Genomic DNA, 14,398 nt, shown 5'->3' with positions numbered 1-14,398 from the left:
AATTCACTCCTTGCTAGATGTGCTTGATGTACTGGAAAGGGCGGCAGGTACTTTGAAAACGTGTCGCAAATAGGCGACGAAATTCGGGTCTTTGCAGTGAGTCTTGCCAGGCTCATCGGAGATCTTTGCCACAGGCTGGCCGTTGCAGGCGGCCATTTTAAGCACGATGCTCATCGGTTCGACACCCGGAATATCGCACGTCAGGTTGGTGCCGATACCAAAGCTGACATTGATCCGACCGCGCAACGCCCGAAAAATCTCCAGGGACTTGGGCAGCGTCAGGCTGTCGGAGAACACCAGCGTCTTGCTCATCGGGTCGATGCCCAGCTTGTGATAGTGAGCGATGGCCTTTTCCGCCCAGATCACCGGGTCACCCGAATCATGGCGCAGGCCGTCAAACAGCTTGGCGAAGTACAGATCGAAATCATTGAGGAAGGCATCGGTGGTGATGCAGTCGGTGAGGGCGATCCCCAACAGGCCGCGGTACTCGCGGACCCAGCAATCGAGGGCGGCAATCTGACTGTCGATCAGCCGGGGGCCGAGTTGCTGATGGGCCATGATCCATTCGTGGGCCATGGTGCCCAACGGCTTCATGTCCAGCTCCCGTGAAAGGTGCACGTTGCTGGTGCCGACAAAACGACCGGGGAAATCGTGCTTGAGCACGTTCACCACTTCTTCCTGCACGCGGTACGAGAAGCGACGACGAGTGCCGAAATCGGCGACCTGCAATTCGGACAATTCCTCCGCGCTGGCGTTGGCGGTGAGCCAGTCGAACTTGCGGTAGAGCTGCTCGCGCGCCTGCTCCAGCACGACCTCACGGTAGCGATAGCGGTTACGCACCTCGCTGACGATGGACAGCAGCGGCACTTCGAACAGGATCACATGCAGCCATGGCCCGCGCAGGCGGATGAACAGCTCGCCGTTTTCGATACCGGTGTGGACGTAGCGCAGATTGAAGCGGAACAACCCGAGAAAGCGCAGGAAATCCGGCTTCATGAAGCTGATGCGCTCCATGAAACTCAACTGGTCGGCGCTCAGGCTCAATTCGGCAAGGCGCTCGATCTGGAAGCGGATTTCCGCCAGATACGGGCGCAAATCTTCACTGTTACGGCAACGAAACTCCCATTCGACTTCCACATTCGGGTAGTTGTGCAGCACCGCCTGCATCATCGTCAGTTTGTAGAAGTCGGTGTCGAGCAGGTTCTGCACGATGCGATCGCCAAACACGCTCTCGCTCATAACGGGGTTCTCCAGGCTGGCCACGGCCCGTGGCGGCGACGTTGCAGCTGTTTCAATGAATGGGGCTAGTGGCGCATATCAGTGGCCCGGTTTGCCAGCCTTTTTTGCAGTAGCATCGATTTCTGGCGGATTTCATGGGCTGTCGAAGGCTGCGATCTATTCGGGAGCATCGTAATGCCTTCCGTTCACTTGGAACAAAAATTGGAGAGTGGCAGCCCTCGACAGCACTTGTTTGAACAATTCGGAGGGGGCTCAACTATCGGGGTAGCGTCAACCGCGGCTTGGACGACCAACGCAAGGCTTTCCCAGCTTCTTAAATACCCATCAAGGTGCGAGTAACTAGGGATAAGGCCGGTTTCAATTGCTTTTCTCATTGCAGCCTTAAGCATTTCATTAGTTGCAGGGGTAGCCATGATCTCACTCCGCCTTTAAGGTGATTTGTTCCAGTGTGTCGACACCATCCTGCAGTAATACATAAGCCGGAAGTATTAGCCGGTATAGATCAATGTCAGCGGTATGCTTTATGGTTACTGATGTGAGTGTTTCTAAAAGACTGGTGGCGGTTCGAATCCTGAAGCAGGCATTTTCAAAGAGGTGATTTGGGGTTATGTGTGTATCACTATACAAAGCACCGGAACTTCGGAAGTGTTGGATTTAAGAGGGCGATAACGATTCATTAACAATCTCCTTAAGAGTTTTTAATCGTGTTTGAATAGTGAAATCTATTGTTTGTAGATAGCCAATAATTGTTGCTAAGTTTCGCTGCTGAGCCGTTGCGGGTTCGCAATGGCTCAGAGTTTTTTTCATTTATGCCGATTGCGGATATGTGCAGTTACGTGAAAGGTGGGCAGGATGCTTTAACGTGTTCTGGTCATTCTCTATCGCCGGCCAAGCCCTAAAATCGAGATCCAGATCCTTGAACTTGCTGGAGTCGAACACTGGATTCTTGACTCCTGCGCGACGTTGCTCGTCATAGTCGTTCAAGATGCGCATGCCAATGCTAAACAGTAAGGCCATGGCTATAAGGTTGACGAAGGCAAGAAGTGTCATGGTGATGTCGGCAAATGCGAGTACGGTGGAAAGGTCTTCAATCGAGCCCCAGAACACCAGCGCCAACACCAGTGCGCGGTAGATGAGCAAGGTTTTTCGGGGCTCACCGAACATGAACCGCAAGCTGTTTTCGCCCAAATAGTAGTTATAGAGCATTGCGGTAAATACAAATAATGTCAGCGCCACGCTAATAAACATTCGACCCCACTCGCCAACGATGGCTGCCAGCGAGTTTTGTGCAAGCGCAATGCCGTCGCCTTCGAAACCGGGTGTATAGAAACCGGATAACAGGATGACCAATGCTGTGCAGGTGCAGATGACGAAGGTATCGATAAAAACACTCAGTGCTTGCACCACGCCTTGGCTTATCGGATGTTCGACTTTGGCCACCGAAGCAACGTTGGGGGCGCTGCCCAGGCCCGCTTCATTGGAAAATACACCGCGCCTCACACCCATGATTATTGCAGTGCCGAGTAGTCCGCCGAACGCTTGATCCAGGCCGAACGCGCTCTTGACGATAGTCATTAACATCGAGGGCACCTGCTCCGATTGCAGGACAATTACATAGAGCGTGACCCCGACGTAGGCGAGAACTTTAAGCGGTACCAGCAGGTCGGCGACAGCTGCTATTCGTTTGATCCCACCCACAAATACAACAGCCAGCATCACCGACAATGCCAACCCCGACCAAGTGGTCGAAATGTCGAAAGCATCCTTAAGCGAGTGCGATACGGCATGAGCCTCCAGGCCATTGATTGCAAAACCGAAGGTCACCAACAACAAGAGGGCGGCAATTATCCCTAGCCATCGTTTACCCAGACCATGCTGGATGTACCAGGATGGACCACCACGATAAAGACCGTTGCCGTCGCTACGTTTGTAGAGTTGTCCAAGAGCGCATTCGAAAAAACTGCTCGACATGCCCAAGAGCGCGGTCATCCACATCCAGAACACGGCCCCTGGCCCACCCATGCTCACGGCGATGCCGACACCAACGATGTTGCCCGTCCCGACTCGTCCTGCGAGGCTGAGGGTTAATGCCTGTAATGAGCTCAGATGATGATTGCCTGTGCGCCAACTGCCGCGCAATACCGATAGCATGTGAAAAAAATACCTGAACTGGACAAATCTTGATCGGATGGTGAAGTAGCCTCCCAAACCGAGGACCAATGGAATAAGGATTTTTCCGGAGAGAAAGTCATTAATGACTTCAAGCATTGAGTGCTCCCTGCTGTTTTTAGAGTAGTGGCGAATTGTTCGGCTTTTGTTGGCTGTCTTGAGAAAACCTCAAGGCTCGTAATATCCGGTTATCGTATCGCTGAGTGCAATTTCGCGACTTGCTTAAAAATGATGCGAGTTGCTGCTATGTTTGAGCCTTCTAGCACTATTGTGATGAGCTGATATGCGTGAATTTTTTCCGAATAACTTAAGACAGCTATGCAGCCACTACCGATCTATCGCGGAGGTTTGTAGGAGACTTCGTATTAATCGAGGGCAGTTTAATAAGTACTTGAGTGGGAATAGTCTTCCGACACCGTTTAACCTTAAACGGATCTGTGATTTTTTTGGGGTTGAAGAGTACGAGATGTATTTGCCGAGGGAGCAATTCATCACGCTCATTGGCGTTAAATCCAAGAAAATCAAACCCTCGGACGAGATGGCAGCGCCTCAGCGCATGCTTGATCACCTTCGCAGACAGTCTTCGTCGCAGCTCAAGGCCTATTGTGGTTATTACTACGAGTACTACTACGCGATGACAGAGCCAGGTTGCATTCTGTGTTCATTGGTGCAAATAAGGGAGGAGGGCCAACATTTCGTGTATGAACGAAATGAGCGGATACAGATTGGTGGGGCAGAGGGGACATTTGAGCGGTATCGATACGTTGGGGTTTCCTACTATCTACAGGATCGCTTGTTCCTGCTCGACTATGAGTCGCTGACGTCCAACGAGATCAGTCAGACCATTCTTATTCCAAACTACAAAAGCCGGATTATTCGACTCAATGGCTTGAAGATGGGTGTTTCAGCGGCCGACCATCGCACTCCGGCATGTTCGCGGGTGGTTTGGGAGTATTTGGGGCGAGAGATCAATCGAGTCAATGCGTATCGCAAGGTGCGGCTGTACAGAATGGATGATCCCTCCATCGATGAGGACCTGCGCGGACGCCTCGCTCAAACCAAAATCGTCGACGGCCTCTTTGGTATTGCGTGACGCCACTATGAGCCTGACAGCCCGGGTTGTTGGCTCATAGGGTCGACCCAACGGGGGCAAGCCCCCTCGCCACAGGTGTTGTGTCAGGTCTCAACTCTGCGGCGCATCCGGGTTATCGATCTGTTCCAGCATCCACTTCACAAAATCCCGCACCTTCGGCACTTCCGCCGAATGCTCCGGATACGCCAGGTAATAGGCATCGGTGCTGGGCATCGCGTGCTGCCAGGGTATGACCAGTTTGCCGTCGGCCAATTCCTCTTCCACCAGAAACCGCGGCAACAGCGCCACACCGCAGCCGACCTGGGCTGCGCGGATGCACATGTAAAAGGTTTCGAAACGCGGGCCGTGGTAGCTGTGTTCGGTGTGGTAGCCCTGACTGTCGAACCAGTCGTGCCAGGCCTGGGGCCGGGAGGCGTTTTGCAGCAGGACCAGGTCGGTGAGTTGCGTAGGATCGGTGAACGGCGTGTTCGGCAGGCTGCCTGGTGCGCAGACCGGCACCAGCTCTTCGCCGAACAGCTTCAGGCATTCAGTGCCGGGTCGTGAGCCCTGGCCGAAATAAAACGCCAGGTCGCTGCGACCTTGCAGCAGATCGTCGGCTTCCTGCTCGCTGCACAGGTCCAGATGGATCGAGGGATGGCGCAGACGCCAGCCTTTCAAGCGTGGCACTAGCCAACGCGCGCCGAAGGTCGGAGGCGTCGAGACGCGCAGGACTTCGGTTTCACCGCCGTAGGAGCGCAGGTAGTGGGTCGACATCTCGACCTGCGTGAGGATTTTTCGTACCTCCACCAGGTACAAGTCACCGGCCGGGGTCATTTGCAGGCGTCGGCGCACACGGCGGAACAGCAGGTGCTGCAACAATTCTTCGAGTTGCGCGACCTGTTTACTGACGGCGCTCTGGGTCAGGTTCAGCTCTTCAGCCGCCCGGGTGAAGCTCAAATGCCGGGTCACGGCCTCAAAACACTGCAGCGCGGTGATCGACGGCAAGTAGCGTTTATTCAGCATTGGTTGTCCTTTTTCTTGTTTCTTTCTTACCAGCAATTCGCAGCATGAATAAACGGAATGATATCTCTCTTAAAGGTCGTTTGTTGGGTAACGTCGGGAGCGCTAAAACTACAGGCCTCACCAGCCGAATTAATCCGGCTGCACGTTTTCTGTTTTTCGCTTGAGGAGTGACCCATGGTTGCCGCATTGCTTGATCGTCTTGGTGTGAACCCGACCCTGTACCAGAACGGCAAAGTGCCGGTGTATTCGCCGATCGATGGCAGTCAGATCGCCGCCGTGAACTGGGAAGGCGCCGCTGAAGTCGAGCAGCACATCAGTCGTGCAGATCATGCGTTCGAATTGTGGCGCAAGGTCCCGGCCCCGCGCCGTGGCGAACTGGTCCGCCAACTGGGCGATATCTTGCGTGAATACAAGGCCGACCTCGGCGAGCTGGTGTCCTGGGAAGCCGGCAAGATCACTCAGGAAGGTCTGGGTGAAGTTCAGGAAATGATCGACATCTGTGATTTCGCCGTCGGCCTGTCCCGTCAGCTGTACGGTTTGACCATCGCTTCCGAGCGTCCTGGCCACCACATGCGCGAAACCTGGCACCCGCTGGGCGTCGTTGGCGTCATCAGCGCGTTCAACTTCCCGGTTGCGGTCTGGGCCTGGAACACTGCGCTGGCGCTGGTCTGCGGCAACCCGGTGATCTGGAAGCCATCGGAGAAAACCCCGCTGACTGCCCTGGCGTGCCAGGCGTTGTTCGACCGCGTACTGAAGAACTTCAGCGACGCGCCGCCACACCTGAGCCAAGTCATCATCGGCGGACGCGATGCCGGCGAAGCCCTGGTCGATGACCCGCGTGTCGCGCTGATCAGCGCCACCGGCAGTACCCGCATGGGCCGCGAAGTGGCACCGAAAATCGCCGCACGTTTCGCTCGTAGCATTCTGGAGCTGGGCGGCAACAACGCAATGATCCTCGGCCCAAGCGCCGACCTGGACATGGCCGTACGAGCAATCCTGTTCAGCGCCGTCGGCACTGCCGGTCAGCGTTGCACCACGTTGCGTCGCCTGATTGCCCATGAATCGGTGAAAGAAGAAATCGTCACCCGCCTGAAAGCCGCTTACTCCAAAGTGCGCATCGGCAATCCACTGGAAGGCAACCTGATCGGTCCACTGATCGACAAGCACAGCTTCGAAAACATGCAGGACGCGCTAGAGCAGGCCTTGAGCGAAGGCGGCCGGGTGTTCGGTGGCAAGCGCCAACTGGAAGACAAATTCCCTAACGCTTATTACGTCTCCCCGGCCATCGTCGAAATGCCGGAGCAGAGCGATGTGGTCTGCAGCGAAACCTTCGCGCCGATTCTGTACGTGGTCGGTTACAAGGATTTCGACGAAGCGCTGCGCCTGAACAATGCCGTGCCACAAGGCCTGTCCTCGTGCATCTTCACCACTGACGTGCGTGAAGCCGAGCAGTTCATGTCGGCGGTGGGCAGCGACTGCGGCATCGCCAACGTCAACATCGGCCCGAGCGGCGCGGAAATCGGCGGGGCGTTTGGCGGCGAGAAAGAAACGGGCGGTGGTCGTGAATCCGGTTCCGATGCATGGCGCGGCTACATGCGCCGTCAGACCAACACCGTGAACTATTCGCTGGAGTTGCCGTTGGCTCAGGGCATTACGTTCGACTAAACCTCGAGTCGAACAGTGATCCCCCTGTGGGAGCGGGCTTGCTCGCGAATGCGATCTGTCAGTCGACATTGATGTTGTCTGACACACCGCTTTCGCGAGCAAGCCCGCTCCCACACTGGGAACTGTGTGTTGGTTAGGTTTCTGATTGGAGTCTGGCAATGCCGTTACGCGAAGAGTGTCTGTGGGAAAAACTGACGCCGCAAAGGCCTGATAACGCGGCGCTCAAGGGTGAGGTGACGGTGGATGTCTGCGTCATCGGCGCCGGTTTCACCGGTCTGTCGGCGGCGGTGCATCTGCTGGAAAAAGGCAAAAGCGTCTGTGTACTGGAGGCCCATCGCGCCGGTCATGGCGGTTCGGGGCGCAACGTCGGGCTGGTCAATGCCGGGATGTGGATTCCACCGGACGAGATCGAAGCCGGTTTCGGCGAGGCGGTCGGCAGTCAGCTCAATCGCATGCTCGGTGCGGCACCTTCCCTGGTGTTCAGCCTTGTGGATAAGTACAACATCGATTGCCAGTTACGCCGTGAAGGCACGTTGCACATGGCGCACAACGCCCGTGGCGAAGCGGACTTGCGCAGTCGTGAAGAACAATGGAAGCGTCGCGGCGCGCCGGTGGAATTGCTGACCGGTCAAGCTTGCGAACAAGCGACGGGTACCAAAAAGATCGCCGCTGCGCTGCTTGATCGACGTGCCGGCACGATCAATCCAATGGCCTACACGACGGGGCTGGCCAAAGCGGCCATCGGTCTCGGCGGTCAGTTGTTCGATCATTCCCCGGTGACCCGGCTCGAACGTCAGGGCCAACGCTGGTCGGTACAAACCGCTCAGGGTTCGGTGCTTGCCGAGCAAGTCGTGATTGCCTCGAATGCTTACACCGAAGGTGACTGGACGGAATTGCGGCGTAATTTCTTCCCCGGTTATTACTATCAAGTGGCCTCGGTCCCGCTGACCGAAGAGGCTGCGCAGCAAATTCTCCCCGGTGGCCAGGGCTCCTGGGACACCCGTCAGGTACTCAGTAGTATTCGTCGCGATAAGGATGGTCGTCTGCTGCTTGGCAGTCTCGGTAATGGCAATCAGAAACCGACCTGGTTCCTCAAAGCCTGGGCCGACCGGGTTCAGCAGCACTATTTTCCTTATCTCAAACCGGTGGAATGGGAGTGCACCTGGACCGGTTGCATCGCCTTCACCCCCGATCATTTGATGCGTTTGTTCGAGCCAGCGCCCGGTTTAGTGGCAGTCACCGGTTACAACGGCCGGGGCGTCACTACTGGCACTGTCGTCGGCAAAGCCTTTGCCGATTATCTGTGTAACGGAAATCCTCAAGCACTGCCGATTCCCTTTGCGCCCATGCAGCCATTGGCGGGCGTGGGATTGCGCAGCTGTCTGTACGAGGCCGGATTCTCGCTGTATCACGCAGGCCAGTGCCTGCGGATCGTTATTTGATTGTTGAAATTTGTTGCTGGAAGCGGCGCTTTTTCGCGCAGCGACTAGCCTGTAAAAGGTGCGGGTTGTAGCAGTTGCGCACCAGCAGTGTGCACTTCGGTGACGCACGTTGTTACAGGCTGGTTGCACGTCGTTTGGCGCCGCGGTTGCAATGATGGCGCACGCGGGTTGCGCCTTTAAAAATAAATGGTTTCACCTCCCGCGGTTTAGACGGTTGCACGCCCAATGAAAATGGGATCGAAACAGTCGAAATAACAATAAAGCAGCGACTTTTTTCAGAATAAAAAACCGATGGCACGGCCCTTGCTCTGAGCATTCAGGAAGTCGCAGTGCCAACTAAAAAAAAACCTTGGAGCACCACCTCATGTCCCAGACGTTTTACAAAAAAGGCTTTTTGGCCCTCGCAGTGGCAACTGCGTTGGGTGTTTCTGCGTTTGCACAGGCTGATGTGAAAATCGGTGTGGCGGGACCGATGACAGGCGCCAACGCGGCATTTGGCGAGCAGTACATGAAGGGTGCACAGGCTGCAGCCGATGCGGTCAACGCAGCGGGCGGCGTAAACGGGGAAAAAATCGTACTGGTCAAAGGCGATGACGCCTGCGAACCGAAACAGGCTGTGACGGTCGCCAAGGACCTGACCAACCAGAAAGTCGCTGGCGTAGTCGGTCACTTCTGCTCCTCCTCGACCATCCCGGCTTCCGAGATCTATGACGAAGCGGGCATCATTGCAATCACTCCAGGTTCCACCAACCCAGCCGTTACCGAGCGTGGCCTGGGCGCCATGTTCCGTATGTGCGGGCGTGACGACCAGCAAGGTATCGTGGCCGGCGACTACATCGTCGACGTGCTCAAGGGCAAGAAAGTCGTGGTTCTGCACGACAAAGACACCTACGGCCAAGGCCTGGCGGACGCCACCAAGGCGCAACTGGTCAAGCGTGGCGTAACGCCGGTGTTGTACGAAGGCCTGACCCGCGGTGAGAAAGACTTCAGCGCCGTGGTGACCAAGATCCGTGCGGCCGGTGCCGATGTGGTCTACTTCGGCGGCTTGCACCCGGAAGCCGGTCCACTGGTTCGCCAACTGCGTGAACAGGGCCTCAAAGACGTCAAGTTCATGTCCGATGACGGCATCGTGACCGACGAGCTGGTGACCACCGCCGGTGGCCCGCAGAACGTTGACGGCGTGTACATGACCTTCGGCGCAGACCCACGTCTTCTGCCAGACAGCAAAACCGTAGTGGACGAGTTCCGCAAAAAAGGCACCGAGCCTGAAGGCTACACCCTGTACGCCTACGCCTCGGTCCAGACCTTGGCCGCTGCCTTCAATGGTGCCAAGACCAACAAGGGCGAAGACGCTGCCAAATGGCTGAAAGCCAACAAGGTCCAAACCGTGATGGGCGAGAAGACCTGGGACGCCAAGGGCGACCTGAAAGTCTCCGACTACGTGGTTTACCAGTGGGACAAGGACGGCAAATACCACCAACTGGAAAAACAGAAGTGATATGAACTGCTGATGGCTCGGCGCCTTGTGCGCCGGGCCATCAATCAACATGTCCGTGCAGTACCTGTCTTTTCTCGTAGAGCTGCACACAACCGTGTTGCGCCGGCGGCTGAACCCCGGTCCGTCGTACACGGTTTCTGTGCAGTCTCTCAAATGCGTGAGATTGCGTTATGGATGGTATTTTCTTGCAGCAACTGGTCAACGGCCTGACCCTCGGGTCGGTCTATGGCCTGATCGCCATCGGCTACACAATGGTCTATGGCATCATCGGCATGATCAACTTCGCCCACGGCGAGGTTTACATGATTTCCGCTTACCTCGCGGCAATCAGTCTGGCTCTGCTGGCTTACTTCGGTATTGAATCCTTCCCCCTGCTGATGCTCGGCACACTGGTCTTCACCATCATCGTCACGGCGGTGTATGGCTGGGTCATCGAGCGCGTCGCCTACAAACCGTTGCGCAACTCCACACGACTGGCACCGTTGATCAGCGCCATCGGTATTTCCCTGATCCTGCAAAACTATGCACAGATCGCCCAGGGCGCCCGTCAACAAGGCGTGCCCACACTGCTGACCGGTGCATGGCGAGTTGAAGTCGGGACCGGCTTCGTCCAGCTCACCTACACCAAGATCTTCATTCTGGTCGCAGCGTTCGTCGGTATGGGCCTGCTGACCTATGTCATCAAGTACACCAAGCTCGGCCGTATGTGCCGCGCCACCCAGCAAGACCGCAAGATGGCCTCGATCCTGGGGATCAACACCGACCGGGTGATTTCCTATGTGTTCATCATCGGTGCAGCGATGGCGGCCCTGGCCGGCGTGCTGATCACCATGAACTACGGCACGTTCGACTTCTACGCAGGCTTCGTCATCGGGATCAAAGCGTTCACTGCCGCGGTACTCGGCGGGATCGGTTCGCTGCCTGGCGCCATGCTCGGCGGGATTATTCTGGGGATCTCCGAATCACTGTTCTCAGGTCTGGTGAACTCGGACTACAAAGACGTTTTCAGCTTCTCGCTGCTCGTTCTTGTTCTGGTCTTTCGGCCTCAAGGCCTGCTCGGCCGTCCTCTTGTGTCGAAGGTGTAAGCGATGTCTTCAACCACTAAAAAAACCATTGATATCAAAAGAAGCCTGGTTGACGCGATTCTCGCCGGCCTTGTCGCCCTGATTGTGTTCGGCCCGATTGTCGGCATCGTCCTCGACGGCTATGGCTTCAACCTGCAGCCGACACGCGTGGCATGGATTGTCGCCATCGTCATGGCTGGCCGCTTTGCCTTGAGCCTGTTCCTGCAAACCCCAAAGGGTCTGAGAATTCTCGAAGGCTTTGAAAGCACCGGCTCCGGCGTTCATGTACTGCCGCCTGATTACAAATCCCGGTTGCGCTGGATCATCCCGCTGTTGATCGTCATTGCCGTGGTGTTCCCGTTTTTCTCCAACTCCTACCTGCTGGGCGTGGTCATCCTCGGGCTGATCTACGTATTGCTGGGCCTGGGGCTGAACATCGTGGTCGGCCTGGCCGGTCTGCTCGACCTGGGTTATGTGGCGTTCTACGCCATCGGTGCCTACGGGCTGGCGCTCGGTTACCAATACCTCGGTCTGGGCTTCTGGACGGTGCTGCCGCTGGCGGCGATCACCGCTGGCCTTGCCGGTTGCATCCTCGGTTTCCCGGTGCTGCGCCTGCACGGTGACTACCTGGCAATCGTGACCCTGGGCTTCGGTGAAATCATCCGGTTGATCCTCAATAACTGGTTGTCCCTGACCGGCGGCCCGAATGGCATGGCCGCTCCATTGCCCACCTTCTTCGGCATCGAGTTCGGCAAAAGGGCGAAAGAGGGCGGGGTACCGTTCCATGAGTTCTTTGGCATCGCCTACAACCCGGACGTGAAGTATTACTTCATCTACGCGGTGTTGTTCCTGGTGGTATTGGCCGTGTTGCATATCAAGCACCGCTTGACCCGCATGCCGGTCGGTCGCGCCTGGGAAGCCTTGCGTGAAGACGAAATCGCTTGCCGCTCCATGGGGCTGAACCACGTACTGGTCAAACTCTCGGCGTTCACCATCGGTGCATCGACGGCCGGTCTGGCCGGCGTGTTCTTCGCCACCTACCAAGGCTTCGTCAACCCGACCTCATTCACCTTTTTCGAATCGGCATTGATTCTTGCCATCGTGGTACTCGGCGGCATGGGCTCGACCATCGGCGTGGTGATTGCGGCCTTCGTGCTGACCGTCGCCCCGGAACTGCTGCGTGGTTTCGCGGAATATCGCGTGCTGCTGTTCGGCATCCTGATGGTGTTGATGATGATCTGGCGACCGCGCGGCCTGATTCGGATCAGCCGTACCGGTGTGACCCCGCGTAAAGGAGTAGCGCCATGAGCGAAGTCGTACTCTCGGTCGAGAAACTGATGATGCACTTCGGCGGCATCAAGGCGTTGAACGATGTCAGCCTGAAGGTCAAACGCAACTCGATCTTCGCCCTGATCGGCCCCAACGGCGCCGGCAAGACCACCGTGTTCAACTGCCTGACCGGGTTCTACAAGGCCTCGGGCGGCAAGATCGAACTCAACGTGCGCGGCGAGCAAACCAACGTTATCAAGCTGCTGGGCGAATCATTCAAACCCACCGATTTCGTTTCGCCGAAAGCGTTTGCCAGTCGGATGTTCTACAAAATGTTCGGCGGCACCCACCTGGTGAACCGGGCCGGCCTGGCGCGGACGTTCCAGAACATTCGCCTGTTCAAGGAAATGTCGGTGCTGGAAAACCTGCTGGTGGCCCAACACATGTGGGTCAACCGCAATATGCTGGCCGGCATCCTCAACACCAAGGGTTATCGCAAAGCCGAAAGCGATGCGCTGGACCACGCGTTCTACTGGCTGGAAGTGGTGGACCTGGTGGACTGCGCCAACCGTCTGGCCGGTGAGCTGTCTTACGGTCAGCAGCGCCGTCTGGAAATCGCCCGGGCCATGTGCACCCGGCCGCAGATCATCTGCCTCGACGAACCGGCCGCCGGCCTCAACCCTCAGGAAACCGAAGCGCTGAGCGCGATGATCCGGCTGCTGCGCGACGAGCACGATCTGACCGTGGTGCTGATCGAGCACGACATGGGCATGGTAATGAGCATTTCCGACCACATCGTGGTACTGGACCACGGCATCGTCATCGCCGAGGGCGGCCCCGACGCCATCCGACACGATCCGAAAGTGATTGCGGCCTACCTGGGCGCTGATGAAGAGGAAGTGGTGCTATGAGCAGACCCATCCTCGAACTGAAGGAATTGGATGTGTTCTACGGGCCGATCCAGGCCCTGAAGAAAGTCTCGCTGCACATCAATGAAGGTGAAACGGTCAGCCTGATCGGCTCCAACGGCGCCGGTAAATCGACCCTGCTGATGTCGATTTTCGGTCAGCCGCGTGCGGCGGACGGGGAGATCATCTATCAGGGTGTGGATATCACTCACAAGTCATCCCACTACATCGCGTCCAACGGCATCGCACAATCGCCGGAAGGCCGGCGGGTGTTCCCCGACATGACTGTCGAGGAAAACCTGCTGATGGGCACCATTCCTATCGGTGACAAGTACGCCAAGGAAGACATGCAACGCATGTTCGAGTTGTTCCCGCGACTCGAAGAACGGCGCACCCAGCGGGCCATGACCATGTCCGGCGGCGAGCAGCAAATGCTCGCCATCGCCCGTGCGCTGATGAGCCGGCCGAAACTGCTGTTGCTTGACGAGCCGAGCTTGGGTCTGGCGCCGATTGTGGTGAAACAGATCTTCGCGACCCTGCGGGAACTGGCCAAAACCGGCATGACGATCTTCCTGGTCGAGCAGAACGCCAACCACGCCCTCAAACTGTCGGACCGGGCGTACGTGATGGTCAACGGCGAGATCCGCCTCACAGGCACCGGCAAGGAGCTGCTGGTTAACGAGGAAGTGCGTAACGCCTATCTCGGCGGGCACTGAGTTCTGTTGAAGTACCCGAAGCCTCGACGAGCAATCGCCGGGGCTTTTTTACACGTGCGCCAGGCATGGCGCGTTGCGCGCAAGCGCAACCAGCTTGGCTGTGGTGGCCTCGCTGGTGACTTGGAGGTGAAAGTCCTCTACACACCCGGCAAGGGGAAGTGTTAGCCAGAGGCAAGGGTGTCGCGGGTGACCGCGAATCTGAAGGAAGCCCGAGGCAAAATGCTGGCTTGACGAACAGCAAGCGGATAGAGGCGGCGCAGCGGGGTAAAGGGGCGTGTTTCCCTAAAGCCCAATACTTGCACGGGACGCTGCGACGTAGATCCGACAGGCATA

At 56.9% G+C, this 14,398-nt stretch carries 11 protein-coding genes; 8 read left to right on the top strand and 3 right to left on the bottom strand.

Annotated elements, in window-relative coordinates:
* Window positions 1–3: 3 nt before the first annotated feature.
* Together pncB and CUN63_RS09510 are read right to left on the bottom strand one after the other, a co-directional pair.
* Complete coding sequence (gene pncB / locus CUN63_RS09520) at window positions 4–1,239, bottom strand: nicotinate phosphoribosyltransferase (protein ID WP_129438946.1); 1,236 nt, start codon at window positions 1,237–1,239, stop codon at window positions 4–6.
* 807 nt (window positions 1,240–2,046) lie between these two features.
* Window positions 2,047–3,507: a sodium:alanine symporter family protein gene (locus tag CUN63_RS09510; protein ID WP_129438944.1), complete on the bottom strand. Its 1,461-nt coding sequence runs from the start codon at window positions 3,505–3,507 to the stop codon at window positions 2,047–2,049.
* A gap of 367 nt (window positions 3,508–3,874) precedes the next feature.
* Here CUN63_RS09510 and CUN63_RS09505 point away from each other — a divergent pair, with 367 nt between their 5' ends.
* A complete protein-coding gene (locus CUN63_RS09505) occupies window positions 3,875–4,501 on the top strand; it encodes an XRE family transcriptional regulator (protein WP_306108954.1) in 627 nt (208 codons plus the stop codon).
* Between the two features lie 90 nt (window positions 4,502–4,591).
* Here the strand turns inward: CUN63_RS09505 and CUN63_RS09500 are convergent, their stop codons facing one another.
* Window positions 4,592–5,503, bottom strand: coding sequence for a LysR family transcriptional regulator (locus CUN63_RS09500; protein ID WP_129438940.1), 912 nt, complete (start codon window positions 5,501–5,503; stop codon window positions 4,592–4,594).
* Window positions 5,504–5,677: 174 nt separating this feature from the next.
* On the opposite strand from CUN63_RS09500, the gene CUN63_RS09495 reads away from it, so the two are divergent.
* The 7 genes from CUN63_RS09495 (at window position 5,678) to CUN63_RS09465 (ending at window position 14,065) form a co-directional block, all read left to right on the top strand.
* A complete protein-coding gene (locus tag CUN63_RS09495) occupies window positions 5,678–7,168 on the top strand; it encodes an aldehyde dehydrogenase family protein (RefSeq protein ID WP_129438938.1) in 1,491 nt (496 codons plus the stop codon).
* A 158-nt stretch (window positions 7,169–7,326) separates the two neighbouring features.
* A complete protein-coding gene (locus tag CUN63_RS09490) occupies window positions 7,327–8,610 on the top strand; it encodes an FAD-binding oxidoreductase (RefSeq protein WP_129438936.1) in 1,284 nt (427 codons plus the stop codon).
* Window positions 8,611–8,974: 364 nt separating this feature from the next.
* Window positions 8,975–10,108, top strand: a complete 1,134-nt coding sequence (locus tag CUN63_RS09485) for a branched-chain amino acid ABC transporter substrate-binding protein (protein ID WP_129438934.1) — start codon at window positions 8,975–8,977, stop codon at window positions 10,106–10,108.
* A gap of 170 nt (window positions 10,109–10,278) precedes the next feature.
* Window positions 10,279–11,193, top strand: coding sequence for a branched-chain amino acid ABC transporter permease (locus tag CUN63_RS09480; protein ID WP_054044085.1), 915 nt, complete (start codon window positions 10,279–10,281; stop codon window positions 11,191–11,193).
* Between the two features lie 3 nt (window positions 11,194–11,196).
* Complete coding sequence (gene livM / locus CUN63_RS09475) at window positions 11,197–12,480, top strand: high-affinity branched-chain amino acid ABC transporter permease LivM (protein WP_129438932.1); 1,284 nt, start codon at window positions 11,197–11,199, stop codon at window positions 12,478–12,480.
* The gene (locus tag CUN63_RS09470) at window positions 12,477–13,352 is read left to right on the top strand and encodes an ATP-binding cassette domain-containing protein (RefSeq protein WP_129438930.1); all 876 of its coding nucleotides are present in this window, start codon (window positions 12,477–12,479) and stop codon (window positions 13,350–13,352) included. The genes livM and CUN63_RS09470 overlap by 4 nt, the downstream gene beginning before the upstream one ends.
* On the top strand, window positions 13,349–14,065 hold the full coding sequence (locus CUN63_RS09465) for an ABC transporter ATP-binding protein (RefSeq protein WP_129438928.1): 717 nt from the start codon (window positions 13,349–13,351) through the stop codon (window positions 14,063–14,065). The genes CUN63_RS09470 and CUN63_RS09465 overlap by 4 nt, the downstream gene beginning before the upstream one ends.
* Window positions 14,066–14,398: the final 333 nt, after the last annotated feature.

Source organism: Pseudomonas sp. ACM7, assembly GCF_004136015.1.
Taxonomy (GTDB): domain Bacteria; phylum Pseudomonadota; class Gammaproteobacteria; order Pseudomonadales; family Pseudomonadaceae; genus Aquipseudomonas; species Aquipseudomonas frigoris.
The sequence above is the reverse complement of the archived record's forward strand: the minus strand, read 5'-3'. Positions and strand labels throughout refer to the sequence as shown.

Coding starts and splice junctions, on each gene's coding strand:
- CUN63_RS09480 (WP_054044085.1), top strand. CDS start 10,279: ATGGATGGTATTTTCTTGCAGCAACTGGTCAACGGCCTGACCCTCGGG.
- CUN63_RS09490 (WP_129438936.1), top strand. CDS start 7,327: ATGCCGTTACGCGAAGAGTGTCTGTGGGAAAAACTGACGCCGCAAAGG.
- CUN63_RS09470 (WP_129438930.1), top strand. CDS start 12,477: ATGAGCGAAGTCGTACTCTCGGTCGAGAAACTGATGATGCACTTCGGC.
- pncB (WP_129438946.1), bottom strand. CDS start 1,239: ATGAGCGAGAGCGTGTTTGGCGATCGCATCGTGCAGAACCTGCTCGAC.
- CUN63_RS09505 (WP_306108954.1), top strand. CDS start 3,875: ATGTATTTGCCGAGGGAGCAATTCATCACGCTCATTGGCGTTAAATCC.
- livM (WP_129438932.1), top strand. CDS start 11,197: ATGTCTTCAACCACTAAAAAAACCATTGATATCAAAAGAAGCCTGGTT.
- CUN63_RS09510 (WP_129438944.1), bottom strand. CDS start 3,507: ATGCTTGAAGTCATTAATGACTTTCTCTCCGGAAAAATCCTTATTCCA.
- CUN63_RS09500 (WP_129438940.1), bottom strand. CDS start 5,503: ATGCTGAATAAACGCTACTTGCCGTCGATCACCGCGCTGCAGTGTTTT.
- CUN63_RS09465 (WP_129438928.1), top strand. CDS start 13,349: ATGAGCAGACCCATCCTCGAACTGAAGGAATTGGATGTGTTCTACGGG.
- CUN63_RS09495 (WP_129438938.1), top strand. CDS start 5,678: ATGGTTGCCGCATTGCTTGATCGTCTTGGTGTGAACCCGACCCTGTAC.
- CUN63_RS09485 (WP_129438934.1), top strand. CDS start 8,975: ATGTCCCAGACGTTTTACAAAAAAGGCTTTTTGGCCCTCGCAGTGGCA.